The sequence below is a fragment of the Levilactobacillus sp. FUA 3915 genome (genome assembly GCF_044053135.1).
In the GTDB taxonomy this organism is placed as follows: domain Bacteria; phylum Bacillota; class Bacilli; order Lactobacillales; family Lactobacillaceae; genus Levilactobacillus; species Levilactobacillus lanxiensis.
In genome coordinates, this window is record NZ_CP168704.1 from 1,524,552 (window position 1) to 1,546,780 (window position 22,229).

Here is a 22,229-nt window from a genome sequence, read left to right on the forward strand (position 1 = left end):
TGTCTCTACACGCTCTTGACCCTAATCCCTTAATCTCCAAACAGATAGATAACTAAACAAATACATAACCAAACAACAAAACCAAAAGAAGAAAACCAAAAAGAGCAGTAGCTGCGGACCACTCGCAGTTACTGCTCCATTTCAATTATAAGCTAAAAGTTGTTACTAGTCGTCTTCATCAACTCGGCGGCCTTGTTGGTCATCAGGTAACCGGCACCATTCTTGGTGAATTGGAGACTTTCGAATTCACGCTTACCGTTGAGGTTCGTGGCTTCGACCTGACTAGCCTTCAAATGGCCCAACTTGGAAACGGGCACGGATGAAATACTGCTGTCAGAGAGGAAGTACAGACGGTTACGCTTAACGTTGTAATCCATGGATTGTGGCTTGGTACCTGGACGGTAACGCAGACCTTGCATGACTAAGTGGAACTTAACGGACTTCTTGTTGATCTTACCCTTGTAGATCTTGACGGCGCCCTTAGGAGCCCAGCCACCATTGGAGTAAGTGAAGAAGTAGGCGTTACCCTTCTTATCAAACGTCAGGTTAGAGCCCATGGTAACGGTGCTCTTCAACATGAAGTTGATCTTCTTGGTTGGTTTCAGCGTGCTAGTGGAAACTTGTTGCACGTTGGAGTGAACTTTGACGGGGGCACCGATGAACCAGAGTTGGCCGTTCTTCGGGTTCATAGCCAGTGATTGACCATGGCCGGTGTTAAATACATGTCCAATCTTGATGTACTTCATGATGGCCTTGTCGGTGCTGGTCATTTGCTTGACGGAGTGGTCGTAAGTGGCGCGACGCAGGGCGTCCATGTGGTTCGTGCTGATGCCAAATTTACTCCGCAAAGCACCGAGGTTGTAACGAACAATCCAGCCACGCGTACTCTGTGAACTCGTGGTGATCAGTTCGTACAGCGTGTTGCCATCCTTAGACAATACTTCACTTTGGGGGTTGCCCCAGTCAGCGGAATGGTTGTAAGTAACGGGTAGGAAGACGTTGGACTTGAATGAAACCTTCTTGCCCTTGATGCTGGAAATGCTGGTTGGCGTCGTTTGGAAAATGTCCGAGTAACTTTGCTTGAACGTGTAACGCTTAACGAACATGTTCTTGTTCTTAACCGTCTTATACTTGTTGACGTTGTAGTTGGCCAACGCATTACCGTGTTGGGTATACGTCTTTGCGTGCGCTAAGGTCGTGGTACCGCCAAATAACAGGGCGGCAGCGGCCACAGCGGTTAACAATGCTGCTTTTCTCATAACTAAAAATCTCCTCTGGATATATGTAGGTAAACCGATTACATAACTATTTATACCACTAATTGGGGTGATGTGGACAAAAAATTAAAAATTTTAAGGCTTAAATCGACAAATAACTGAATTTTTCGGCAATTTCACTATTTTAACGAATCCCGTCAGCTTGCCCACGGTGGCTATTTGTGGGGTAAACCAGTTGGATATTTGATAAATATTGGGGTCATTTTAGATAATATTCGCTGTTCGTCAAAAAAAGGGCGCTCGGGTAAAGTGGGACTCATCCATGGCCATGGATCATCATGTTTGAGAGGATGATTCAAATGAAGGAGTCACCACACGCTGCTGCTTACCGGTTTCTGTATGACGGGGACCACGAGATTATTTTATTTGCCGCGCTGAAACGGCTACACATGAATCGTAGCCACGCCGATTACGAGGATTACCTGCAGGAGGCCCGGCTGTTATTTCCAGAAATCTACGCCGCCTTTCCCGAGAATCCCGAGGCCAAGCCGCATCAATTCTTGGCGTACGCCCAGCAGAAAATCTATTGGACGCTGTTGGATAAGCTCCGCCGCGACCGCAAACAGCTGGAACGCCAGGAACCCGGCAATCAGGACGAGTTGATCACGGCGGTCGCCAGTGACGACGATATTTTAGATGCCATCGGCCAGGCCGACTTTCGCCAGTATCTATTGAAGGTGATTGGCGGGGCCGGCACGACCGGGGAGTGGCGCTACCTGGTGGGCACGCTGCTCGACCAGCTGACGGCCGAGGAGATTGCGACCCGCCACGGCGTTAGTCGTAATACCGTTTATAAATGGCGGCGCTCGCTGATTCGCCGATTGGTCCGCAATTTGACGCCACCCGAAAACTTTTCGAATTAGGGGGTTACAAATCACCGCCGGATTTCGTTAGTAGGAGTGTAAGGGTTGGCCAATCACTTACCAAAATCAGCGTCACGAAGGGAGTACCACCATGCATAACAACTGGAATAAGACCACCATCATCTTTAGCTTAGGTGCCGACTCGGCCCACCCCGTGAAAGTTACCTTTCAAAACGCGGTGCCAGCACCGGATACTAAGCAAATTGAAAACTTTGGCGGCATTCTGGCACAATTGACCGGGTTACCTTTCCAATCCGCGACCGTTGCCAAGCAAGACATCGTCGCCTAACGTCCGTCACTCAGTCATTGAAAGGGAGTTATTAAATGAAGTCATTAGAATTGAGCTTTAAAGGGACCGACCTGCGGATCAAACATTTACGGTTGAAGTACGTCAACACCAACCTGACCGGCGAAGAAGTGGCGAGCCTCATGAAACAAATCGCCGACGCTAAGCTGTTTGTCAAGGATGACATGCCACTCTACGCCACCCCAGTGCGCGCCGACATCGTGGAAACGACGAAGACGGCCTTGATGGGCGGCACCGCGGTGGAACCAACGCCCGCTGCGTAGTCACGTAACCGAATAAAACGTCACACAACCTGAGAACGGCCGGCCTCCCCACGGAGTCCGGCCGTTTTTGGCTTGGTTTGGTCTGAGCTGGCTTCCGCCTCCGCCAGTTTCAGGTTGACCACCTATGGGGCCCACTCGAAGCCAAAAAGCGGTCTTCGAGTTCACGTTAGAACCTCGAAGGTCACGAGTTTCTAGCGTGGCCCGTGCTGTAAGCCGGAAGGGCATCGGCTAACACCACTGTCACAGGTGGCCAACCTGAACTGGCTCCGGCTCCAGCCAGCTCAGACCAAACAGACTGGTGGGGTGTTTAAATGTGTATGGGAATTATTGCGATGTCTAGGGCTTGGCGAAATTAAATAACTAGTAACGAGCGGCTAGGACACCACGTCTAGCCGCTTTTTTGATGCCTAGATTGGTCGTGCAAGATTGAAAGGCTTATCCTGCCATCAGTGAAAAGGCGTTGAAAGGTCAGCAGGCAAAGAAATCGGTTCAATTTGTTAATAATCCACCACGGATTCTAAAATACCAGCTATACTGATTTTTGTTCGAGGCACTTAGAAAGACTGGTGGCCTCAAAATAAAGCAGTATTAGCGAACTAGACCAATATTTCGGGGGAGAAAACGGATGAGAATTGAGCAGACTGAGAAACGCCATTATAAGATGTATAAAAAGGGTAAGCTATGGGTAACGGCTGGTATTATTAGTGGGGCCGTCTTGCTGGGTGCGGGGACGACCGCTCAAGCTAGCGTGGAACCGGGGGTGACAGAGAGTGCGTCGACCGTGACGGTTTCTACGGAAAAGCCTGTGGAGGATGAGGTGGAAACGACTGATTCGGCGGTGACGGATACAGAAACTGGTGCAACGGAGATGGTTGCTAACGAATCTGTTAGTGAGGAAACCACAACTGAATCACCTGCGACAGATTCCCATGAGACTGAGCAGACGGTTGGTGATAACTTTGTAAATGAGAACGCTACCACAAACGAACAATCGGGAGTTGGGGCAGGATCAGCCGAGACTGAAGCGCCAGTCCAAACGCCAGTTGGCAGCACACGACCAGTCACTGATTTGGCCGAAAGTGTGGTTCCGGCAACTGAGAGTGAGCCGGCTACGACCACGATGCCAGCCACAACTGAAACGGTAGTCGCGCAACCCGCAACCGCAGTCACACCGGCGACTACCGTGACGCCAGTGAATGTTACCGTGCCCGAGATCCGACCGGCTGAGGTGACTCCTGTGCCGGCGGACACCATGGTCGACACGCTGGGGGCTGATTTAGCCACCGCGGCCGTGCCGTTAGTTCAGACCGAGTTGGGTAAGACCACGACGATGAAATTGACCCACACCAAGGAGACGGCGACGATTGACTTGTGGATGCCGAATAAGAAGCTGCAACAGGTGATTCTTCAGGCACTACAAGAGTTGAAAGATACCGACAAGACCTGGGATAGTGTGGCTGATATTACGCAGGAAGACATGGCGTTAATCAAGAATTTGAGTAAACACAGTCACAGCACCTACATCGACGGCAAGACCGCGTACTCGCTGGAAGGCTTGCAATACGCGGTTAACCTGGAAAGCGCAAACTTTGGCGGCTCCTTTCAAGAGCATCCCGGCGCAGCCTATGGGGATATTGTGGACATCACGCCACTGGCTAATCTGCAGCACTTGACGGCGCTTGACCTCCAGTACAACCGGATTAAAGACATCACGCCGCTGGCGACTTTACAAAATATTGAAGAGATGTGGTTATTTCACAATAATATTCAAGATTTTTCACCACTAAAAGGAAAGGTTAAGCCTTCTAAATTTAATTGCATCGGCCAGCTGATTACGTTGGACCCGGTTGTCATCAGTGATAAAGATCGTGAGGGGCACCTGCAAATTGCCTGCACGACAATCGATGGTGAGGTTGTGCAGCTGGTAGGCAAGGAAGTGTTGACGCCGCTAGCCTTTTATAACAATGACGATGGTTTCACGTATCAGGCCTATTTTGCTGGCGGAACCGCGGCTTCAGATGGCCAAGGCGGCTTATACTACAGTGGGTTGCAAGACCAAAAGCCGGGAGCTACAGCCATTCCGGGTCATGAGGACGTGAACGTGGACGTCCAGCCCTACTACCATTACATGATTGGGGTATCCGATGTTAACACGGGCGCTGCCACATTCATAGTCGTCCAGCCCTACACCATCGCGCAATCGGCAGCCGACGTGACGGTCCACTACGTCGATGAGACGGGTAAGGACGTCGCGCCAGCTCAAACGCTGAAACCGGGCCTGGTCGGGGAAGCCTACACGACGACACCATTGGAGGTTTCAGGGTATGTGCTCCAAGAGACGCCGGAAAATGCGACCGGGACGTACGGTGAGGCCGCTATTGACGTGACCTACGTTTACGCGGAAGAGGAGGCGGACGCTGAAGGAAACAAGCCGGGTGGCAACGGCAACCAGGGGAGTGGCAACACGAACGGTGGCGGCACGACCACTACACCCGATGGCCCCGGGGTTGGGGCGGAAACGCCAGACAGTGGCCAGGACGGGGATGCCAGCACGTCGGGCAACGAGACCGGTAATGGCCACCACCCAGACGGCACGGTCACGGGTAATCCGGCTGGCGATGGGGATGTTGCGGTACCTGGCACGCCGGGTGGACTCCCAACTGGTGGCGCTAATGGCACTGGCACGGGCGTCAGTGTGGGTGGCCAAGCCAGTCAGCTGAGCACCGGCAGTTACGGCCATCAGCACCAATACCAGGGGCAAACAGGTAGTGCCACGACGGCCAATTTGACCGAAAGCGAAGAGACGGGCGACCAAGTCCTCTCGAACAGTGTCGGCAGTATGGCATTGCCGCAGACCAATGATAGTCGCGGCTCCATCGCGTGGGGCGTGGCATTGCTGGTGAGTTTACTGAGTTTATGCAGTTTCAAACGGAAGACCAAATAGATATTTGCCGCGCCTCCGGGATGGTGAAAATGGGTCTGGTCGCGTCCGTTCCCGGCGACGAGCTCAAGGTGCCCTGCTGTGAGGTCGGTTCCAGCCTATGAAGCGGGCTTCCACCTCAACTTTGAGCCTGAGAAACGGTCTCAAAGGTTGTCCCATGTTCTAAGCTGAAAAAAATCGCTCAGCTTAGAACATCGACACAGCTGGGCACCTTGGCTCGTCTCTGGTCACTCCCACGACTGACCCATTTTCACCATCCCTGCGGCTAATACTGGTTTGGTCCATTTAGCTAGTCGTATTGGATTCACCAGTAGTTATATATTTTCTGGAATCAAAAATGTGTTGTACTCAAATAAGATCAAACTGACTAAAAACACCTGAGAAGGCAGCGCAACCCATGCGCGTGCTTCTCAGGTGCTTTATTGGTTAGTTTAGTGGAAATGGGTGTTACCGGAGACTTGAAACAGCGTCTTGCAAAGCGTCAACGAGAGTTTGAGCAGCTTGGTCGATATCGAAATCATCGCTTGAACTGTCAGCCATCGTATCAGCTAATTGATCACTGAAGGCAGCTAATTTAGCATTGGTAGTAGAGCCGAAACGTCCTTTGAAACTGGCGTTTACTTGGAGTGCAGCTTGACCATCTTTGACCGTATAACCGTGGATTTGGTCGATAGCGTAAGGGAGTTGGGAATCGTCGTAGGTGTTGCTAGTAGTAACATCTTTCATAGAATCTAATGCCCAGCCTTGGTCGTCAGTACTCATCGAACGAATAGCAGACAATACGTGCTTAATGTCAGCTTTTCGTTGGGCTAAAGCCTTGGTGTTGACCTTCTTCAGGTTACCCTTCCAAATGTACCCCTTGACGTTGCCCTTGCTGTTCTTGATGTAGTAGTAAGTAGCGGTCTTGCCGTTAGTTTTCTTGACCGTAACTGACTTGGTCGCGTAGAAAGTCGTCTTCAGGTAATTGAATGCCTTGTGAGACTTCTTGGTCAGCTTGGCGCTGGAGTAGATGTAGCCGCCGTTAGCGTGGTAAGCGGTCTTCTTCATCTTCTTGGAGCGGATAACCTTAGCGGACTTTTTCTTAGCACTAGCTGATAAAGTGGTGCTAGGGACGATCACAGCGCCCAGGCTAAACGTCAGGGCAGTGATTGCGGAAACTTTAAGTAACTTGTTCATGGTGGTGCCTCCAATTTATGTATAGTCGAAATTACTTCGCCATTATAGCACGATAAGCATGGTGGATACTAGTTGTCTTGGGCAATTCTTTTTGCATTGAATAGTGCATTACTTTAAACAAATAGTGGGGTAGCGAAAAATACAGAAAATTTGGTTAATTTGTTATGGTGGATTATTGGTGGATTTATAGTGAAATTCTGTTATAAATTAACGATTTTTCTATATTTGAGAAAACATCTCAATTATTTGCTAATTGTTGTTATAGCAGGTATATTCAATCTAAGAGGTGAGGATGATGTTGCATCAGTTTACGTTTAAAAATTTTAAATCGTTTCGCCAGGAAGTCACACTGGACCTGACCGCTTCATCACTGAAGGAACTCCCAACGGATGTGGTGACCGACATTTTGCATGAACGGGTGTTAAAGCTGGCTGCCCTGTACGGCGCCAACGCGTCTGGCAAGAGCAACGTCATTCACGCACTGAGCGTCATGACGGCTGTGGTGCTGACCTCGTTTGCGGATGAGGACGCTTTGAAAAAGGTTACGCCTTACTGGTTTGAGGACCCCAGCGTTCCGACAGAGTTCAGCGTTTTATTCTCCACGCGGACAAACATCTATCAGTATGGATTTAGTGCCACCAAGCAAGCCGTGACAGAAGAATACTTGTATCAGCGGGATAAAAGCAAAGTGGGTGAGCAGTATCTGGAAATCTTTGACCGTACAGACGCGGGAATCGTGGGCAGTCTGACGGAACAGGTGGAGGTTCAGACACTAGCCAAATTAATCACGAAGAAATCGTTACTGCTGTCCGCATTATCTCGGTTAGAAATCCCCGTCATTCGGGAGGTTGCCGACTGGTTCCGGGCTTTACGAATCGTGGATTATGGGAATCCGCAGAATGAGGTGACCAAGACCGCACGCTTTCGTTCACGCCAATCACTGAGTCCGATGATTGCGCTACTGACTGATCCGCAAGAGAAGCAGAAATTTGAACAGTTTGTCCAAGCAGTCGATGTAGGAATCGCGCAGCTAGGTGTCGTGCAAGATGACTTCGCCGATGACAATGAAGCCCGGCAACGGGTCGTCAGCTATCACCGTAATCCGACGACGGGAGAGCTTCTCCAGACGCCAATCAGTGCGGAATCCAGTGGGACGCGCAAGATGTTGTGGCTGTATGTTGATTTGAAACAAACGCTGGATGAGGGTGGCACGGTCGTCGTAGATGAGCTGGATGCCAAGCTGCACCCGTTATTGTTGCGTTACATTCTAATCCTGTTTCATGATGCGCAAATCAACCCGCGTGGCGCCCAATTAATTTTTACCACCCAGGAACTATTTACGCTAGATAAAACTAATTTTCGCCGAGACGAGGTCTGGTTCGTGGATAAGAATCCGGCGGGGATGTCGGACCTGTATTCGTTGGATTCGGTTAAGGTCAACGGCAATCAGAAGGTACGGAATGATGCGAGTTATGGGAAGGACTATATCTTGGGGAGGTATGGGGCCGTCCCTCATTTAAAAAGAGAAAATTAAACTCTTATTTACAGAGACTTAAACTTTGGCGCAATGTGTTACTTGGGTGTGGTGAGTCTTTGCGTGGTATACTCTGTACATAAGGGAGAGAGATATGGAAAACCTAACTGAAGTTACGTCATTCCATGGAACAAACAAGCAAAATGCAAGTAAAATTGCAAAGCAGGGTGTCCGAATTTCTATACCACGGTTTGATGATCAGCGGGTCAAGAATCCGGGATCTTTGGGATATGGATTTTATACATTTATGGACGATTTTCCTGAGGCTCGGGAACTGGCATTTGAATTCTCGAACAAGTTTACTAGTGAGGTTGTTGTTATTAGGGTGATGTCACAAGTTGATATGTCTAGTATTCTTGATATGAATAATGCCAATGATAGAATGCAGTATCTGCACTATTTTCGACGCGCTCATAAAAAGATTATGGGCATATGTAAGCAGAGGGGACTCAGTTTATCTAACCGTAAGCAACATGTTTTTGATGGCCTCATGATTGAAAGTTACATTAGATATTTAAAAACAAGACAAAAAACGATCGTCAATGGCGTGATTCACGATACAGTCACATACGTAGGAACCGATGGTATGAGTGACATGGAAAATGGTCGTGAATTTTGCATCAGAAATACCGGTATGATTATAAGCACTAGCGAATGTTGATTTTTTCCTTTTAGCTACTGTTGTAAAACGGAAGTGTTAGATTGGAGATGTTTTTAATGGCTTTAAATGTTTTTGACCTAGATGATAAATCGATAGACGATTATATTGATTCAATTGATATGGAGAAGCTCCTTCGCCAGTTTGATTTAGTAGAGTCGAATGACTTTGTAGATAAGACAGATAGTCTTACTTTCAAAGAAAACAGAATTAAGAATCCTGTTTTATCAAATGGTAAGGATCTAGTTAAAATGATGACGAAAGACTACACTGATTTTAAAGGAAACTCATTCAGCGTGATTGCCAGTGCTAGTACTTACGGGGAAGCGGTCTAATGGCAAAAAAGCTGGAACTGAGCGATCTTAAGTTAACGGGTATTAGTGTGTTGGATTCAGAATTTTCTAGAAATATTGCGGTAGACTTTCAGCATTGGCAACAAGAGAATGATAATTATGAGTTTTCTATTGTGCCAACGTTAGCGAACGCAAAGAACGATGCTAACTCTGCAAGGGTGATTTTAGAGGCGCAACTCTTCTCTAAGGATTTTAAGGAAAGAGATAAGCCATTTTATATGCGGGTTAAGACGGCGTTTTACTTTCAAGATACTGCTGATTATCAAGATGGAAGTACGGTCTTGGATAAATATGCTGCTAATATGATTAGTATGGCATTTCCATATGTGCGGGCATATATACAAACTGTAACTTCGTTGTCTGGTATCTCTAGCGTGACTGTTCCTGGCATTAATGTTTTTAAGCTCATGGAGGATATGAGTAAAGAATCTGATCTCTAGCTAGTTTGCAAGAGTCTATTGAAATCAAAAGTAAATAGCGACATAAAAATACCGCGGAAGCCCAGCCAAACAAATGGCCAAGGACTTCCGCGGTATTTGGTTTAATCAAAGTTAAGTGAAAACAGGACAAGCACCAGAAACACACACCGCGTGGGCTAAACCAGTGTCAGCCGCAGGGAGCGTGAAAATGAGCCCAGCCGTGGGATTACATGAGCGGACCCGCTCATGTAATGGCGTCTTTGAAACGTGGTCTTGGCGGTTCAAAGCGAGGTTGAAGACCGCTCCTCAGGCTTCGACCGTCCTGCCCACCGCGTTCCGGTCTCATTTTTCACGCTCCCGGAGGCGAGGCAGACGCAAGTTTACCCCACGTGTGGGTGTTGCAGGACCTTGTCCGGGTACTTGTGGGCGACGTAAGCCGTGATCGCCGCAATCATCTTAGCCGTCGACGGCGCCTTGGCCTGCTCGGAGTTGACCACCAAACAAATCGTCCGGTAGAACCGCTGGTCAAACGGGTAGACGTTCACGTTGCCGCTGACCCGTTCCAGCGCCAGCTCGGGCAAAATGCCCATGCCCATGCCGGCCTCGACCATCGCCAGGATGGACTGGTCGTCGATGGAGAACCGCAGCGCGTTCGGCCGGATTTGGTAGTGGTCCAGCGCGGCCTTGGTGTCCTTATCGTAGTCGCCTCGTTGCAAAATGAAGTTCTGGTCGACCAGGTCGGCGGCCGTGACCGTCGTGCGGTTGGCGGGGATGAAATCGTTGGGCGTGATGCAGTAGATTTCGTCCTTGACCAGCGGCAGGACGGTTAATTTTTCTGCGACCGGCAAGGCGGATAGGCCTAAATCCAAGCGCCCGGTCTTGACGGCGGCCGCAATGTCACTGAAGCCGGCCTGTTCTAAATTGATATCGATTTGGGGAAAATCCTGTTTGAACTGCCGAATGATCGGTGGCAGCCAAGTGATGCAGACGGAGGAGAAGGCCCCCAGCCGCACGGATCCGGCGTTCATGCCGTTAATGTTGGCGGCGGCCTGTTGGAGCCGGTCCTCGGCATTGATGACGACCTGAATCAGTGGCAGGACGCTTTCGCCATCCGGGGTGAGCTCCACGCCGGTCCGGTTACGGATGAAGAGCGGAAAGCCCAGCTCCTTTTCCAGCTGGTTAACGGAGTGGCTGATGGCTGAAGGCGTCACGTTCAGCGTTTGCGCCGCTCGGTAGAAAGTTTGTTCCTGAACAATAGCTTGAAAGACGCGATAGGCAAACGGTAACATCGACGACACCTCCTGAGATTGGTAAAGATGAATTACATTCACGTTATTTCTGGATAGTTGAAATGGTTTTTCTTTCACCAGTATCTTATCATAAACGCGAGGTCAGAGGAAACCACCCCCAGCAGTTCGGCCGGTGACTGTACTGCTAAATACAGACTGGTTTGAAGCACGCGCCTTACCGGGCGCTCAAATATGGCCGGAACGCTGTGGGGAGGACGCCCCGAGCCAAAGGGCGGTCTCGGGACTTGCTTTGAGCCTCTGAGAAACGAGTCTCAAAGTCACCATTTACACCGCTAGCGCGCTGTAAATCCCACGGCTGAGCCATATTTGAGCGCCCTCACGGCTGACATTGGTTTCCTGACCGGCATTTAGCGGTCGTCACGGGCTGAACTGGGGGAGTGGTTTCACTGTCCGGATGAATGTGTGAACTAGCTGGAATACGTCATGGCTGAGCCCGTTTTTACCGCCCTCTCGGCAGGCTAGCCGTTGTTGGCAGCAAAGGCACCAGGTTTCCTGACCAGCATTTAACGGTCGTCACGGGCTGAACTGGGGAGTGGCTTCACTGACCGGCTGAGTGTGTAAATCCCATGATTAAGCCCATTTCCACTGCCCGACACAGTGTGGTGAAAATCTGACTGAGCTAGAACCGGAAGTATTAGCTAATATGTTAGGTTCCACAGTCGCCACCCACCAAGCCAACACGACCAGCTTAACCGGACCGCCACACCGACGGCCAACGGCTTTGGCTGCCGGTTCGCCACCACCGTTGACTCTGACCGGGCACTAAGCCGCGGTCAAAAGCAACGCACAACCAGAGCCGGAGGAAGCCAGGTACGGAGACGGCTGTGTCGGTGGTGTTAGACCGAGCGATTTTTCTCGGCCTTACAGCACGGGACAACCTTTGAGACCTGCATGATCCTAGCAGGGCTCAAAGTTGAGGTGGGAGCCTGCACCCTAGGCGGAAACCGGCCCCACAGCAGGCGTAGTACCTGGAAGCCGCAGGCGGCCAGTAAAGCATTGTTTTTGACCTTAAGGTCTTAGGTCCTAAGGTTTCAAACCAAAAGTAACCCAAGAACCGGCAGCCAAAGTAGCTGCCAGAAAGGTGTGACTGTCATGTTAAATGATCTGTTAGCAACCCGTGTGAACCCAGATGTCCCTTCCGCCCTAAGTGGCCTGTTCGTCAACGACCCAGACCCCCGCGCCATCTCGTTTGCGGCCGGGAGCCCCAACGAAAGCCTGTTCCCGGTGGCGGCGGTCAAGGAAGCCTTTAACACCGCCATCGACACGCAAGGCGCGCACCTTTTTCAGTATCAGTCGACCCAGGGAAACCCGGACTTGCGGGCAAAGCTGGCGGCGCGGATTGGCAAATGGGGGCGGGTCACGACCACGGCGGACCACGTGATTTTGACGGTCGGCGGCCAGCAGGCCATTGAGCTGGTGGCCAAGGCGCTTCTGAACCCCGGCGACGAGGTGGCGGTCGAGGTGCCGACCTACGTAGGCGCGCTGGCGGCCTTAGACCTCTACCAGCCGACATATTACGGCGTGGGCTTACAAGCAGATGGCCTGGACCTAGACGCGCTAGAAACCGCCTTGAAACGCCATCCGGGCATCAAGCTGTTGTACACCGTGCCGGACTTTCACAATCCGACCGGAATCACCATGAGCGTGGCCAAGCGCCAACAGCTGGTGGCCCTGGCGAACCGCTACGACTTCATCATTTTGGAGGATTCGCCGTACCGCGACCTGGGCTACGACCAACTGCCGCTACCGGCCATCAAGAGTTTTGACACCGAGGGCCGCGTGATCTTCGTGTCGAGCCTGTCGAAAATTCTGATGCCAGCGCTGCGGACGGGATGGCTGGTGGCCGACGGAGACCTGTTGGCGGCTATTTTAAAGGTGCGGCAGGCCAGTGACCTGGAGGCGACCGGCGTGACCCACGCGGCCATCAACGCCTACCTGGACGCCAACGATTTGGACGCGCACGTGACGGTCTTGAAGGACCACTACCGCGAGCAGTGTGCGGCGATGGTGGGGGCGCTGCGGGCCTACTTCCCGGACGAGGCGACGTTTACCACGCCAGCTGGGGGCTTCTTCGACTGGGTGACCTTGCCAGAGTCTGTCGACGTCGACCAGTTACTGCGGACCCAGGTCATGCCAAATGCCCACGTGAGCTACGTGCCGAGCACCAATTTCTACCCGGCCCGTGACGTGCACAACGGCATGCGCCTGTGCTTTAGCGGCCTGACACCGGACGTGATTGACGCCGGCATGCACCGGCTGGGCGACCAGATGAAGGCCGCCGTGCGTGGGGTGAAGCCAGTCTTTTAGTGAAAAAGAACCCGTGATTCAAGCCATAATTAAGTGGGCTTGAATCACGGGCTCTTTGTAAAAGACAAATTATTCTTCAGTCTTATCTTCAGATTTCGCTAGCATTTGCCCCACATTGATTGTGGGCATATTGAATCCAGGAAATTCATTGGACGAGGTTGTTAAGGATGCGACTAGAGCACGTGCATAGGGATATAAAATGGCAACGCAGTTATTACGGATGAATGTATCTATGCCAATATTATTATTATCTTCTGTAGAATTATAAATGAACTTTCCTTCAACAGAACAGAATACTTCAAAAGGATAATTTTTGTCTTCTAAGGAACCTACCCGAACATTAAGAATTACTCTGGCATTTTCACCATTATTAGTACTATTAACACTAAGATTGGGAACTAATTCTATGCTTTTCTGGTTTATATCAAAGGATTCATTCCTTTTGTAAGTCATTTCTTTGACAGTATATCCGATAAATTTTAGTACAGTCATTAGATGGCTTCCTCCAGTTCTATCGATGGTAAAATGTAAGTTTGATTATCAGGAGTTCTGTACTCTAGGGCGTTATTGCGATTGTAAATTAAGCTATTACCAGTATCTCCTGTAGTACTTGTATTAAAGGAAAATGGAATGTTAGAAGGAACGTTAATATTGGAAAGTGGTTCATCATCGGCAAATCTGAATAAAGTATCCTGGTACTTTACTTGAAGCCTCTGGTTATTCTCAATTTGCGATAACGTGGACACACCTAAGCCAAGCTTTTCGGCAAACTCTCGAAGTGACATGCCCTTTTTTCTACGAATATTGTATATTTCGGTAGGACTAAGGAATCCTTTACGATTTCTATATGTGTCAAAGTCTCTTCTAAGGTTTTCCGAAGGATCATCGAAATCACTCCAGAGTTCGCCGTCAGCATCTTTCCAGTATCGGTGGAGAACTAGTAAATTATGTTCATCCTTTACTGTCATAGATTTAATTGTTAAAACTTCCGTATAGTCTTCAGTAATTTCCTTCTCAGGATTAAAAAATTGCTTGGTTATAGTGTGCATATCAAGAACCTCACTTTCAGTAGTCACGGTAAGGATACCTCATAGGGTGTAGTGCAATATGGAGAGAAATCCACATGACTGTTTCATTGGGCTTATCTTGGAACTTCAAATAACATTCTTGACCAGAGATTATTAGCCCAAACACCCAAACGTCGCCAGGTAAATGATGATCATCTGCCATTGGCCCTTGAGAGTAATCTCTCCAAGAAATGCTATCGTAGATTTGGTTAAATGCAATTTCTTCCATTAGCCCGAGTTCAGCCAATGTGTCGCGATTAATGGCACGCTGACTAAGCTTCCATTTTGTGCGCCTGGTCTTGATTTTATCGATGATGTTTTTGATAACATCTGTCTCATTCAACTATTCCACATCCAGCCTTAGAGTTAACAGTTAGTAATCAGGAGCTTACTAGCTATCTTAACATGAATGTTTTCCCTGAAAAACTAATAAGCTCATTTAAAGGTGAAATGTAGAAAATTAATCGTTTTCTTTATTTATGGTATCTAAAGCCTCAATTAACTGAAAAGGTCCAGTAACGCGTTCAACCATCAAGGTTGTCCGGTTACTGGACCTTTACTTAGTTCTCATGCTTGTCATCAGGCTCATCTTCGTCGTCTTGTTCCAAAGCGGCCCACAATTCTTCAAGCGTGTCGTAGGTTTTGACCTTGTCAGAGGCAATCGTCTGACGAAACTCTTCTGGGGTGCGAGTGTTAGCAAATGGTTCGGATTCTGGTTCGGGCATGGTGCCACCTACTTTCTCGATTGCTGTTAGTATGAGCGACAAGTAGCCAATCACCTAAATTTTAGCTCGCCGGCAATTGAACCGCGGAACTATCCACCCACCAATCTGTCACCAACCAAAATAACCGGCCCACCAACCCCCAATCTGTGCTAAGCTAGGACCACTAATCTCCGGGGGCAAACGACTTGAAAAAAATTCTCATCGGCCACAAGAATGGCCACGACTACACCGATTACCAGACCTCACCCGCCGTGTACCAGGGCTATTTTCGCTACCGGCGGGAACAGTTTCCCCTGGAAGTCGAGGGCTTGGACGACTTCACAGACTACTGGCGCATCTTGGCGGAGCGCGACACCGAGCGCTTTGCCGCGGACTACCAGCGGTATTACTGGGAGGACCAGGGTGAGCACGACCGGGCTAGCTACTTCACCGACAGCGACACGCACAAGCTGAACTTAAACGTGTTCTGCGAGGCGGGCGAGTCGCTCACGGCCTTTGAACAAATGCTGACGCGGATTCGCCTGAACCACGTGACCATCTGGGACTACTGGCTGGACGGGCAGGACCCGGCCGTGAAAAATTGGCGCGACGCCGAACACAGTCTGGCGGCCAACTGGTCACTGGACTTCGCGTCCCAACAGGCCGAGGAAAATGTTTACTTCCTATATTGGGGTATCGACCGCCTGAATTGGCCGACGGCGTATCAACCGGACGTGTATGACCCCAAGGACCTGTCGCGGCAAAATGTGATCTTCATGCTGCTGTCAGCCTGGGGCTACAACTACCGGCGCAATAGCCCGGCCAAGTTCGCCGTGTTCATGACCAAACAGAAGGCGCAGTTCTCACAAAACCTCGGTGATTACTTCAAACACGTTGCCGATGGTTATTTGGGGTAAACGGAATATGTCAGACGCCTCCGGGCTGGTACACCTTGGCCGTGACGCTGTGGGCGGACGCGGGTTTGTCCCAGGTAGCCGCACACAACGTTGAGCCACGATTCTATAAAATTTAGCCAAATAAAGACGTCACAATCAAATCGACTGTGGCGTCTTTGCGTTGCATCTATTTAGCAATCACGAAAGTCTTGTTCCCGGTAATGTAGCGCCCGTTAGTGAGCACCAACCGCGTGGTCAGGCCATGCGTCTTAATGGCTTTAATATAAATTAGACAGAATTCCCTTGCTTTCAAACAAGGGATGAATGCCACTAGACCTTTCTCTGATTAGCAATGTAGTTTTCCACGGTCGTCTTGCTCATATCACCCAGGGTGCTCATGAAGTAACTAGGCGACCAAAGATGTCCACCCCAGAACTTTTGAGCCTTTATCTCTGGATGTAGTTCAAAGAATAGGCGGGCGGAACCGCCCTTGAAGGCTTTGACAATATTGGTTGGGGCGTATTTGGGCTTAAAGCTTAGCAGCAAGTGCACATGGTCCGGCATTACTTCCATCTGCTCAATGGTCACTTCATTTAGTCGGGCTATCTTTGTTAGAATATCCGTCATTTCGGCCACTAACTTTGGCGTTGTAAACGCTTCGTGCCGATACTTGGTGACCCAGACTAAGTGAAAATGAAAGTTGTAGACATAGCCTCGTTCGTGAATCATCATTTCCCCCTTATTTTCACTCATATGTTACCTCTATAAATATCATTATGAGACAACTTACTATGGTTACAGTATACTCATATGATATGCTTGTTATCAAGCAAAAGGAGGTGGCAGTTTATGACGAAGACGATGGCACAATTACCTTATCACTATGGGGTTAAGGTCCGGGTCTTTCCTTCAACCGAACAGAAACGGTTGATCAAACGTAACAGCGATGCTAGTCGTTTCATTTATAACGAAATGAACGGGATGAACACTGACCTATTCTGGCTAAAGAAAGTCAAAACACCAATTACACTTGTTTTGAAGCGAATCGCTGATTTGACTGAGCGTCTGAAAAAGCCATCAACTGCCATTTCCAATATCCACGGCTGGCTCAATCATCCGGATTTTGACAGTCTGATGAAGGCTAATGCCATCAAGAACTACAAGACAGCTTGGAAACTATTCCGACAGGTTCATCAGGCGGGGACGCCTAAGTTTCATAAGCGTGGCTATACACAAACTTATCAAACGTCCTGCCTCTATGGGACCAAGGTATTGAAGCCAACTATGAGTAATGGAAGCGTCAGATTAACTGATACCCACCACCTTTGGCTACCCAAGCTAGGACGTCTCTGTTTCAAAGGGCTTCCAGTAAACATTTTAGAGCGAGCTAATGACATTAGAATTGGGACGACAACAGTCTCGATGGACGCTGCGGGTCATTATTTTGTGTCCATGCAGATTGGGTCAGAACACCCCTTTGTTGCCAAGCAACCCGTGCTTGAATCTAAAGTCGGCGTTGATTTGAATCTTGATAATTTCCTGACGGATTCCGATGGCCAGGTGATTGATAATCCGCGCTATTACCGGATGATTAAAGGAAAGCTGGCTAAAGCCCAACGGAAACTTTCACGGCGGGCTAGACGAGCTAAAAAGAGTCAACGGCGGTTATCAGAATCAAAGAACTATCAAAAGCAGCGGTTACTAGTAGCTAAGTTACAGCTCAAAGTTGCCAACCAACGTAAAAACTTCCTGCACCACGTCTCTACGGCTTTGATCAAAAACCACGATTTAGTCGTAGCTGAAGAACTACGGAGTAAAAATATGTTGCGGAACCATGCCTTGGCAATGAGTATCTCGGACGTTGGTTGGCGAACACTATTGGACATGTTAGCTTACAAAGCTGACCTGTACGGCCGAAAATTTTTGACAATCAATCCCCGTAACACGACACAAACTTGTAGTCACTGTGGGCATGTCATGACCGGCAAGCGTAAGTTGACATTGTCTGACCGCAAGTGGACGTGTCCTAGTTGTGGCACGTTTCATGTGCGTGACCATAACGCAGCTAAAAATATTCTAGCTAAAGGTTTAGCAACTCTATAAGAAGCAAGTCCGTCTGGCAACCTGCGGACCTAAAAGGCTTTGGTAATTAGCGGATAAGTCCTATTCGTAGGCTAACGCTGTATCTAAGCAAATTGTAGTCGCCATGCCATAGGGTGTGGTTCTCACAAGCGTCCGTTTTTAAACGGGCGTGGTTGACCGGTCACAACGGATCCACGCTTGTAGTGCCGCAGTTTCTGACCATTCAGCGCCACGTTACCATAGGCATTCAGCCCCTTAGCACTGATGACTTTAACCTGAGACGGCTGACTCCGGTAGTATAGCGGCTGGACATACTGGCTATTCGCGGTGATGTATCCGCGCCGGTCATTAGTCAGCGAGTTATAGTTGAAGTCCCGAATCCGGTAACACAAGGGGCCATTCATACTGTAGGTGTGGCTGGTCACGATAAATTGGGGCCGCGCTCATGCCACACAAACCTCAATCCCCACTCACCAACCCAACCCACGCGAATCCATGTACTTCCCCCAACCACCGTGCTAAGCTGGCGGCAACACAGAGAGAACGTGAGAACATGCTAAAAGACTTTGAAGCATTCAGTATTGACGGTCACTACCACATGGGCTGTAACATCGAACAGGACGTGCCGAGCGTCCTCCAATGGTATCGCCGCTACTGTCGGCAAGAAGACCGAGTGGAGTACCCGCTGATGAACATCCTGGCCAACCGGCTATCGGACCTGCACGCGGGGCGCATCATCGGGACGGTTCGGCCCCAGGCCGTGCAAGCGACCTCGGCCTCAGAGGTTCTGTACCGCCTGAACGTGGACCTGTACGCCCATGGTGGCCGCAACACGAGCTGGGAGTGGCAACCGTACGTCGGTATCTCCTTTCGGCAAATGACCATCTGGGACTTCTACCTGATTCGTTACCGCGAGCGGTTCCTGGCCGCGACGCACTTGGCGGCCGACTACCAGGACCTGCCCTGGTTCTTTCCGTTACCCTATACGGATTCGCAAATAGATGCGGACCTCATCGCCCAACTGGAACGGCTCTACTGGGTGTTCAAGGGGGATCCCGTCAAGCCAACGACGGACCCGGCGCCGTGGATTACGCAGGAGGTCATCTTCATCATGTTGGGGTCGCTGGGGTATAACCTGGACAAGCACGATCCATACTACTACCGCGCCTTCATGGACGATCAGACCAGGCGTTTCAGCGACCGCGTGAACCGCTACTTCACGTGTGAGAACAACTATCTGGAATTCGACACTTGGAAATTGTAGGTATGACAAATAGCGCCGTAGCTGGCTCCCTGGGAGGGGAGAGCTGCGGCGCTGTTTTATGTAGAGGTCTAGGTGTTATAAAAATGGGGATTACGTGTTGGCTAATTGAAATGAGGTGGGCGTCCTGACTGGATAGTAGTGCCATAGCCGGAACCCTTAACGGGTATCCATCAGGTAAGCAATCGGGTTGATACTGTACGGCTAGCGGATCACAGAGGTGATTGTCTGATAGTTGCGGATGACGTCAGCTCTTCTTCTGAACAAACAAAAAGGCCGACGAAAAGATTTCGTCGGCCTTTACCTTAAAGAAGTTAATCGTTTCCGTTCTCCGCGGAAGCGACTACTTTAAGGTAACAATTTTCTGTTGCCAAAAAGCATCACCCCCTTTCATTTAATGCCATCAGTATGGACCGTCACCAGCTGAATGCAAGAATAGTGACTTCACCTAACAAACGTTGGGGACTGAGTAGTTACTGGTGGAAAAAGAGTATGAGAATAGGGGAGGCTAAATGGTAGCTGGTAATGATCTGAGGACAGTACGGGTAAACTTACCAGTCATCCGTTAGAAAGTCACCAGGGGGACAAAGAACGTGGTTAATGAGTCAGTCGACAGGGATGACCACCTGAATATAGTAATAACTGGTTCAAGACAGACTAGCGACAACTTGTAAAAGTAAGTAACAACCTACTGCCAATTGGACTCTCACCTACAAACAAAACCGACTGATCACCCACAACAAAGTAACGGAACAATCAGCAACCAAAGAGAAAGTTATCCGCCACAGAAATTAATCTTAAAGCCACATTAATCTTAACCAATCATTCTTAAGGTCTTAATAAATCCTTTAATACCGCACCAACACTGCAATCACGGCGTTTATAGCCATAATAGTCATGTAACAAACACATTACAGAAGCCCGTTCATTGTTTCAATCCCACGACAAAAAGAGCATAATCCTTGTTTCTCCGCAACTATCCGTCTATAATCATAGTCGTAGTTAGGGGATAGCTAAACGAATCCGCCTAGTTAAGAAATAAAATTCTTAACAAAAGCGCTAACTTCGGTTATACTATTCTTGCTTGATAAATTACATATTTTATGTTTGGAGGAAGAAATACTATGCAATCAAGTTTAAAGAAATCACTTTACTTGGGCTTAGCCGCATTAAGCTTTGTCTCAGTTGCCGCAGTATCAACTACTGCTTCAGCTAAGTCATATGCTAAGGCTGGTGCCTATACTGTTTTGAAGGCTGACGCTACTAAGCGTAACGTTGAAGCTACTGGTACTAACGCTTTATACACTAAGCCAGGTACTGTTAAGGGTGCTAAGGTTGTCGCATCTAAGGCTACTATGGCTAAGTTAGCTGCTTCAAAGAAGTCAGCTGACTACTTCCGTGCTTACGGCCAAAAGACTACTAACCGTGGTTCAGTTTACTACCGTGTAGTTACTATGGACGGCAAGTACCGTGGTTACGTTTACGGTGGTAAGACCGCTGATACGTTTGCTGGTGGTGTTAAGTCTGCTGAAACTACTGTTGACAAGACTGCTACCGACACTACTGTTGGTAAGACTGTTTACTTTGCTAACCCTGGTAAGACTAATGTTACGTGGACCGCACCTAAGTACACGCAATACAAGGCTTCCAAAAATGTTACCAACACGCAACCATTTGCTGCTGATGCTTTGAAGGTTACTAAGGCTGCTACTAAGACGCGTGAAGGTTCATTATACTACTACGTTGAAGACGCTGCTAACCCTTCAGTAAGTGGCTGGATTTACAGCAAGGCTGTTACGACTGATTCATCAGTTGCATTCAACCAAACTACTGACGTTAAGGTTAACTTCGTTGATGGTAGCACTGTCGTTAAGTCAGGCGTCTTACAAGATGTCTTATCCGATGACACTAATGCCGTAGCTAAAGCTACTGGTACTGCCGTTGGTAAAGATGCTACGGTAAAGGCTACTACTAAGGATACCACTACTAATACTACTTGGGTTGACAACGAATTGAAGGGTACTGGCTACACTTACGTAACTTCGAGTGCTAACGCTGCTGCTTTATTGGCTGCCAAGACTGGTGACACTATCACCTTAAATGTTAAGAAGGGTGACACTGTTACTACTACCATCTCTGCTTACGAAAACTCAACTGCAACTGATGGTACTACTGTAACTAACACTAAGTTGACTAACGTTGATGCTACTAAGTACAACGCAGCTGTCGAAACAGCCAAGACTGACCAGTCTGCATTGAACTACACCGACTTTGGTAAGCAAGTTGCCGTATTCCCTAGCTTGACCACTGGTTTTACCGGTGTTTCTGGTGCTTCATTCACTTCAACTGATCTCTCAACTTTTGCTAACAGTAACAAGTTAGGTACTCTTTACTCACCTACTTTCTATGTTGCTAAGAGTGGTGCCACTGATGCTGTTGCTTCAAATGGTACCAATGGTGTTCCTGCATATGTTGAATACGATTTGAAGTCGGCAAATGCTGGTACCTATGGTGACAAGGCACAATTGTTCTACAACTCTAAATTTGTTTATGGTTCAGAATCTCCTGCAAAGGTAAGTTCTTCTAACCAAGGTAACGACATCTTTGATAATGCTACGACTGCTCCTGACCCACAAGTCGTTGCTGATGCAGGTGCTACTAAATAATCATTAAATTGATTATAATTTTTCGTTAATAAGTATTGGCGGAAGATGCGAAGGGTTCAATTCATCGTGAATTGAACCCTTTTTAGTGTCTTTAGGCCCGGTTGAGCACGCTAAAGGGGTTGGTGGTAAGCACCAAATAAATGAC

24 protein-coding genes are annotated in these 22,229 nt (G+C 48.8%); 14 read left to right on the forward strand and 10 right to left on the reverse strand.

Features of this window, described 5'->3' with window-relative positions:
- Nucleotides 1-152: 152 nt before the first annotated feature.
- Nucleotides 153-1,259, reverse strand: coding sequence for a hypothetical protein (locus tag ACEPST_RS07175; RefSeq protein WP_204121316.1), 1,107 nt, complete (start codon nucleotides 1,257-1,259; stop codon nucleotides 153-155).
- Nucleotides 1,260-1,576: 317 nt separating this feature from the next.
- Here ACEPST_RS07175 and ACEPST_RS07180 point away from each other — a divergent pair, with 317 nt between their 5' ends.
- The 4 genes from ACEPST_RS07180 to ACEPST_RS07195 all read left to right on the forward strand — a co-directional run bounded on the left by ACEPST_RS07180 (nucleotide 1,577) and on the right by ACEPST_RS07195 (nucleotide 5,654).
- Nucleotides 1,577-2,140 carry a sigma-70 family RNA polymerase sigma factor gene (locus ACEPST_RS07180; protein WP_204121315.1) on the forward strand — a complete coding sequence of 188 codons (564 nt, stop codon included), beginning with the start codon at nucleotides 1,577-1,579 and terminating at the stop codon, nucleotides 2,138-2,140.
- Nucleotides 2,141-2,231: 91 nt separating this feature from the next.
- Complete coding sequence (locus ACEPST_RS07185; RefSeq protein WP_203644119.1) at nucleotides 2,232-2,429, forward strand: hypothetical protein; 198 nt, start codon at nucleotides 2,232-2,234, stop codon at nucleotides 2,427-2,429.
- 35 nt (nucleotides 2,430-2,464) lie between these two features.
- Nucleotides 2,465-2,710, forward strand: a complete 246-nt coding sequence (locus ACEPST_RS07190; RefSeq protein WP_203644120.1) for a DUF2922 domain-containing protein — start codon at nucleotides 2,465-2,467, stop codon at nucleotides 2,708-2,710.
- Nucleotides 2,711-3,335: 625 nt separating this feature from the next.
- Nucleotides 3,336-5,654: a MucBP domain-containing protein gene (locus tag ACEPST_RS07195; protein WP_395390595.1), complete on the forward strand. Its 2,319-nt coding sequence runs from the start codon at nucleotides 3,336-3,338 to the stop codon at nucleotides 5,652-5,654.
- A 444-nt stretch (nucleotides 5,655-6,098) separates the two neighbouring features.
- Here ACEPST_RS07195 and ACEPST_RS07200 read toward each other — a convergent pair whose 3' ends face one another.
- A complete protein-coding gene (locus ACEPST_RS07200) occupies nucleotides 6,099-6,827 on the reverse strand; it encodes a hypothetical protein (protein WP_204121314.1) in 729 nt (242 codons plus the stop codon).
- A 295-nt stretch (nucleotides 6,828-7,122) separates the two neighbouring features.
- Between ACEPST_RS07200 and ACEPST_RS07205 the strand changes: the two genes are divergently transcribed.
- The 4 genes from ACEPST_RS07205 (at nucleotide 7,123) to ACEPST_RS07220 (ending at nucleotide 9,812) form a co-directional block, all read left to right on the forward strand.
- A complete protein-coding gene (locus ACEPST_RS07205; RefSeq protein ID WP_204121313.1) occupies nucleotides 7,123-8,361 on the forward strand; it encodes an AAA family ATPase in 1,239 nt (412 codons plus the stop codon).
- Between the two features lie 94 nt (nucleotides 8,362-8,455).
- Nucleotides 8,456-9,022, forward strand: a complete 567-nt coding sequence (locus ACEPST_RS07210; protein WP_204121312.1) for a hypothetical protein — start codon at nucleotides 8,456-8,458, stop codon at nucleotides 9,020-9,022.
- A 56-nt stretch (nucleotides 9,023-9,078) separates the two neighbouring features.
- Nucleotides 9,079-9,354 (forward strand): hypothetical protein, encoded by a 276-nt coding sequence (locus ACEPST_RS07215; protein WP_204121311.1) that lies wholly within the window; start codon nucleotides 9,079-9,081, stop codon nucleotides 9,352-9,354.
- On the forward strand, nucleotides 9,354-9,812 hold the full coding sequence (locus ACEPST_RS07220; RefSeq protein WP_204121310.1) for a protein-export chaperone SecB: 459 nt from the start codon (nucleotides 9,354-9,356) through the stop codon (nucleotides 9,810-9,812). Before ACEPST_RS07215 ends, ACEPST_RS07220 begins: the two co-directional genes overlap by 1 nt.
- 359 nt (nucleotides 9,813-10,171) lie before the next feature.
- Here ACEPST_RS07220 and ACEPST_RS07225 read toward each other — a convergent pair whose 3' ends face one another.
- On the reverse strand, nucleotides 10,172-11,080 hold the full coding sequence (locus ACEPST_RS07225) for a LysR family transcriptional regulator (RefSeq protein ID WP_395390597.1): 909 nt from the start codon (nucleotides 11,078-11,080) through the stop codon (nucleotides 10,172-10,174).
- Nucleotides 11,081-11,744: 664 nt separating this feature from the next.
- Between ACEPST_RS07225 and ACEPST_RS07230 the strand changes: the two genes are divergently transcribed.
- The gene (locus ACEPST_RS07230; protein ID WP_395425062.1) at nucleotides 11,745-11,867 is read left to right on the forward strand and encodes a hypothetical protein; all 123 of its coding nucleotides are present in this window, start codon (nucleotides 11,745-11,747) and stop codon (nucleotides 11,865-11,867) included.
- A 326-nt stretch (nucleotides 11,868-12,193) separates the two neighbouring features.
- Nucleotides 12,194-13,408 (forward strand): PLP-dependent aminotransferase family protein, encoded by a 1,215-nt coding sequence (locus ACEPST_RS07235; protein ID WP_204121309.1) that lies wholly within the window; start codon nucleotides 12,194-12,196, stop codon nucleotides 13,406-13,408.
- A gap of 69 nt (nucleotides 13,409-13,477) precedes the next feature.
- Here ACEPST_RS07235 and ACEPST_RS07240 read toward each other — a convergent pair whose 3' ends face one another.
- From ACEPST_RS07240 to ACEPST_RS07255, 4 genes are all read right to left on the reverse strand, one after another.
- Entirely contained in the window at nucleotides 13,478-13,900 is a 423-nt protein-coding gene (locus ACEPST_RS07240; protein WP_204121308.1) for a protein-export chaperone SecB, read from the reverse strand.
- Entirely contained in the window at nucleotides 13,900-14,484 is a 585-nt protein-coding gene (locus tag ACEPST_RS07245; protein ID WP_204121307.1) for a helix-turn-helix domain-containing protein, read from the reverse strand. Before ACEPST_RS07245 ends, ACEPST_RS07240 begins: the two co-directional genes overlap by 1 nt.
- The gene (locus tag ACEPST_RS07250) at nucleotides 14,474-14,818 is read right to left on the reverse strand and encodes a hypothetical protein (RefSeq protein ID WP_204121306.1); all 345 of its coding nucleotides are present in this window, start codon (nucleotides 14,816-14,818) and stop codon (nucleotides 14,474-14,476) included. The genes ACEPST_RS07245 and ACEPST_RS07250 overlap by 11 nt, the downstream gene beginning before the upstream one ends.
- 217 nt (nucleotides 14,819-15,035) lie before the next feature.
- A complete protein-coding gene (locus ACEPST_RS07255; RefSeq protein ID WP_204121305.1) occupies nucleotides 15,036-15,200 on the reverse strand; it encodes a hypothetical protein in 165 nt (54 codons plus the stop codon).
- A gap of 185 nt (nucleotides 15,201-15,385) precedes the next feature.
- Between ACEPST_RS07255 and ACEPST_RS07260 the strand changes: the two genes are divergently transcribed.
- Nucleotides 15,386-16,096: a hypothetical protein gene (locus tag ACEPST_RS07260; RefSeq protein WP_204121304.1), complete on the forward strand. Its 711-nt coding sequence runs from the start codon at nucleotides 15,386-15,388 to the stop codon at nucleotides 16,094-16,096.
- A 166-nt stretch (nucleotides 16,097-16,262) separates the two neighbouring features.
- On the opposite strand, the gene ACEPST_RS07265 is transcribed toward ACEPST_RS07260, so the two are convergent.
- A complete protein-coding gene (locus tag ACEPST_RS07265) occupies nucleotides 16,263-16,406 on the reverse strand; it encodes a DUF5776 domain-containing protein (protein ID WP_374706462.1) in 144 nt (47 codons plus the stop codon).
- Nucleotides 16,406-16,828 carry an IS200/IS605 family transposase gene (gene tnpA, locus ACEPST_RS07270; RefSeq protein WP_204121303.1) on the reverse strand — a complete coding sequence of 141 codons (423 nt, stop codon included), beginning with the start codon at nucleotides 16,826-16,828 and terminating at the stop codon, nucleotides 16,406-16,408. The genes ACEPST_RS07265 and tnpA overlap by 1 nt, the downstream gene beginning before the upstream one ends.
- Before the next feature lie 96 nt (nucleotides 16,829-16,924).
- Between tnpA and ACEPST_RS07275 the strand changes: the two genes are divergently transcribed.
- Entirely contained in the window at nucleotides 16,925-18,178 is a 1,254-nt protein-coding gene (locus tag ACEPST_RS07275) for an RNA-guided endonuclease InsQ/TnpB family protein (protein WP_204121302.1), read from the forward strand.
- Nucleotides 18,179-18,300: 122 nt separating this feature from the next.
- Here ACEPST_RS07275 and ACEPST_RS07280 read toward each other — a convergent pair whose 3' ends face one another.
- On the reverse strand, nucleotides 18,301-18,561 hold the full coding sequence (locus tag ACEPST_RS07280; protein ID WP_395425063.1) for a hypothetical protein: 261 nt from the start codon (nucleotides 18,559-18,561) through the stop codon (nucleotides 18,301-18,303).
- A 149-nt stretch (nucleotides 18,562-18,710) separates the two neighbouring features.
- Here ACEPST_RS07280 and ACEPST_RS07285 point away from each other — a divergent pair, with 149 nt between their 5' ends.
- Nucleotides 18,711-19,421 (forward strand): hypothetical protein, encoded by a 711-nt coding sequence (locus ACEPST_RS07285; RefSeq protein ID WP_204121301.1) that lies wholly within the window; start codon nucleotides 18,711-18,713, stop codon nucleotides 19,419-19,421.
- Between the two features lie 1,121 nt (nucleotides 19,422-20,542).
- Nucleotides 20,543-22,084, forward strand: coding sequence for a hypothetical protein (locus ACEPST_RS07290; RefSeq protein ID WP_395390599.1), 1,542 nt, complete (start codon nucleotides 20,543-20,545; stop codon nucleotides 22,082-22,084).
- The last annotated feature ends 145 nt before the right edge of the window (nucleotides 22,085-22,229 follow it).

What these genes read in the sequence shown, in the direction of transcription:
- ACEPST_RS07230 (WP_395425062.1), top strand. Translation starts at nt 11,745, where the DNA reads ATGTTAGGTTCCACAGTCGCCACCCACCAAGCCAACACGACCAGCTTA.
- tnpA (WP_204121303.1), bottom strand. Translation starts at nt 16,828, where the DNA reads ATGAGTGAAAATAAGGGGGAAATGATGATTCACGAACGAGGCTATGTC.
- ACEPST_RS07255 (WP_204121305.1), bottom strand. Translation starts at nt 15,200, where the DNA reads ATGCCCGAACCAGAATCCGAACCATTTGCTAACACTCGCACCCCAGAA.
- ACEPST_RS07275 (WP_204121302.1), top strand. Translation starts at nt 16,925, where the DNA reads ATGACGAAGACGATGGCACAATTACCTTATCACTATGGGGTTAAGGTC.
- ACEPST_RS07175 (WP_204121316.1), bottom strand. Translation starts at nt 1,259, where the DNA reads ATGAGAAAAGCAGCATTGTTAACCGCTGTGGCCGCTGCCGCCCTGTTA.
- ACEPST_RS07220 (WP_204121310.1), top strand. Translation starts at nt 9,354, where the DNA reads ATGGCAAAAAAGCTGGAACTGAGCGATCTTAAGTTAACGGGTATTAGT.
- ACEPST_RS07290 (WP_395390599.1), top strand. Translation starts at nt 20,543, where the DNA reads ATGCAATCAAGTTTAAAGAAATCACTTTACTTGGGCTTAGCCGCATTA.
- ACEPST_RS07285 (WP_204121301.1), top strand. Translation starts at nt 18,711, where the DNA reads ATGCTAAAAGACTTTGAAGCATTCAGTATTGACGGTCACTACCACATG.
- ACEPST_RS07190 (WP_203644120.1), top strand. Translation starts at nt 2,465, where the DNA reads ATGAAGTCATTAGAATTGAGCTTTAAAGGGACCGACCTGCGGATCAAA.
- ACEPST_RS07200 (WP_204121314.1), bottom strand. Translation starts at nt 6,827, where the DNA reads ATGAACAAGTTACTTAAAGTTTCCGCAATCACTGCCCTGACGTTTAGC.
- ACEPST_RS07210 (WP_204121312.1), top strand. Translation starts at nt 8,456, where the DNA reads ATGGAAAACCTAACTGAAGTTACGTCATTCCATGGAACAAACAAGCAA.
- ACEPST_RS07195 (WP_395390595.1), top strand. Translation starts at nt 3,336, where the DNA reads ATGAGAATTGAGCAGACTGAGAAACGCCATTATAAGATGTATAAAAAG.
- ACEPST_RS07185 (WP_203644119.1), top strand. Translation starts at nt 2,232, where the DNA reads ATGCATAACAACTGGAATAAGACCACCATCATCTTTAGCTTAGGTGCC.
- ACEPST_RS07225 (WP_395390597.1), bottom strand. Translation starts at nt 11,080, where the DNA reads ATGTTACCGTTTGCCTATCGCGTCTTTCAAGCTATTGTTCAGGAACAA.
- ACEPST_RS07280 (WP_395425063.1), bottom strand. Translation starts at nt 18,561, where the DNA reads ATGAATGGCCCCTTGTGTTACCGGATTCGGGACTTCAACTATAACTCG.
- ACEPST_RS07235 (WP_204121309.1), top strand. Translation starts at nt 12,194, where the DNA reads ATGTTAAATGATCTGTTAGCAACCCGTGTGAACCCAGATGTCCCTTCC.
- ACEPST_RS07215 (WP_204121311.1), top strand. Translation starts at nt 9,079, where the DNA reads ATGGCTTTAAATGTTTTTGACCTAGATGATAAATCGATAGACGATTAT.
- ACEPST_RS07240 (WP_204121308.1), bottom strand. Translation starts at nt 13,900, where the DNA reads ATGACTGTACTAAAATTTATCGGATATACTGTCAAAGAAATGACTTAC.
- ACEPST_RS07205 (WP_204121313.1), top strand. Translation starts at nt 7,123, where the DNA reads ATGTTGCATCAGTTTACGTTTAAAAATTTTAAATCGTTTCGCCAGGAA.
- ACEPST_RS07180 (WP_204121315.1), top strand. Translation starts at nt 1,577, where the DNA reads ATGAAGGAGTCACCACACGCTGCTGCTTACCGGTTTCTGTATGACGGG.